Genomic DNA, 1,690 nt, shown 5'->3' with positions numbered 1-1,690 from the left:
GGCGGCCGGCGCGCTGCTGCTCCTGGGCGCGGGCGCCGCCGCCGTGTTCGCCGCACGCCGCAGGCGCTGAGCCGCGCGGCCGGTCCCCGCACCCGGGCCACCTCTCCCGCCCTCCCACACACCTGTCCTGCCTCTCCACGCACCTGTCCCGCCCCCTCCACCAAGATCGAGCGGATGGCTAGTCTGGGGACGTCGGCACACAGCTGTGTCTGGTGACGTCGGCACACCGCCGTGACGGCGTCCCCGCACACGGCACATTCCGCACGGCACACCCGCACGGCTCACGCAGCACGCGTACGGCAGGAGACGGCACATGGCAGAGCGCAAGCCCATCGAATCGTGGCTCACGGACATGGACGGGGTGCTTATCCACGAGGGCGTGCCGATCCCCGGCGCCGACGCCTTCATAAAGAAGCTCAGGGAGTCCGGGAAACCCTTCCTGGTCCTCACCAACAACTCCATCTACACGGCCCGTGACCTGCACGCCCGGCTGCGGCGGATGGGCCTGGACGTGCCCGTCGAGAACATCTGGACCTCCGCCCTGGCCACCGCCCAGTTCCTGGACGACCAGCGCCCCGAGGGCACCGCGTACGTCATCGGCGAGGCGGGCCTGACCACGGCCCTGCACGACATCGGGTACGTACTCACCGACCACGACCCCGACTACGTGGTGCTCGGCGAGACCCGTACGTACTCCTTCGAGGCCATGACGAAGGCGGTGCGGCTGATCAACGACGGCGCCCGTTTCATCGCCACGAACCCCGACGAGACCGGCCCGTCCGCCGAGGGCGCGCTGCCCGCCACCGGCGCGGTCGCCGCGCTGATCACCAAGGCGACCGGCAAGAAGCCGTACTTCGCGGGCAAGCCGAACCCGCTGATGATGCGGACGGGGCTCAACACCATCGGGGCGCACTCCGAGACCAGCGCGATGATCGGCGACCGCATGGACACCGACGTCCTGGCCGGCCTGGAGGCGGGCATGGAGACCTTCCTCGTCCTCACCGGTCTCACCACGCCCGCGGAGATCGAGAAGTACCCGTACCGCCCGTCCACGGTCGTCGACTCCATCGCGGACCTCGTCGAGCGCGTCTGAGCCCTTCGGCGGGCCACCCGTACGGAGCAGCGGGCCCCCTCCCCGGATGCGCCCGCGTGCCCCGGGGAGGACGCTCCAGGTATCTGGAGGTTCACGATGGGTTCACTGCGACTCACTCTCTGCGCCGGGGCGGTGGCCGCCGCCGCGCTCACCCCGGTCGCGTACGCGGCCGACGGAGGCGTCCGGGTGTCCCCGGGGTCCCCGACCCCCGGCAGCGACATCCAGCTGCGGGTCAAGGGCTGCACCGGGATGGCCGGCACCGCCGCGTCCGACGCGTTCGTCGCCGACGCGCAGCTCACAGGGAAGCCCGGTGCCCTGACCGGCGAGACCCGGGTCCGTTCGACGCTCGACCCCGGCACGTACGACGTCAAGGTGACCTGCGACGGCTTCGAGGACAAGGTCAAGGGCACCGTCACCGTCGTCGAGAAGGGGCAGCGCAAGAAGCCCGAGAAGGACCAGCAGGGCAAGGACGAGCAGGGCAGGGACGAGCAGGGCAAGCGCGAGGACCCCGCCGCGTCGCCCGCCGCGCCCGCGTCCCCCGTCGCACCCGTGCACGCGGGCGGCGGCGGCTCCGCCCGGCTCGCCGCGGCCGAGGCC

At 72.1% G+C, this 1,690-nt stretch carries 2 protein-coding genes; both read left to right on the top strand.

Annotated elements, in window-relative coordinates:
- The first annotated feature begins 313 nt into the window (after nt 1–313).
- A complete protein-coding gene (locus KUF83_RS14245) occupies nt 314–1,093 on the top strand; it encodes an HAD-IIA family hydrolase (RefSeq protein ID WP_217455048.1) in 780 nt (259 codons plus the stop codon).
- A 96-nt stretch (nt 1,094–1,189) separates the two neighbouring features.
- Nucleotides 1,190–1,690: hypothetical protein (locus KUF83_RS14240; RefSeq protein WP_217455047.1), on the top strand; the 501-nt coding region annotated here is incomplete at its 3' end.

This window comes from Streptomyces sp. BV286, from assembly GCF_019090165.1.
In the GTDB taxonomy this organism is placed as follows: Bacteria; Actinomycetota; Actinomycetes; order Streptomycetales; family Streptomycetaceae; genus Streptomyces.
Note: the sequence above shows the minus strand (reverse complement) of the source record. Positions and strands in the feature narration are given on the sequence as shown.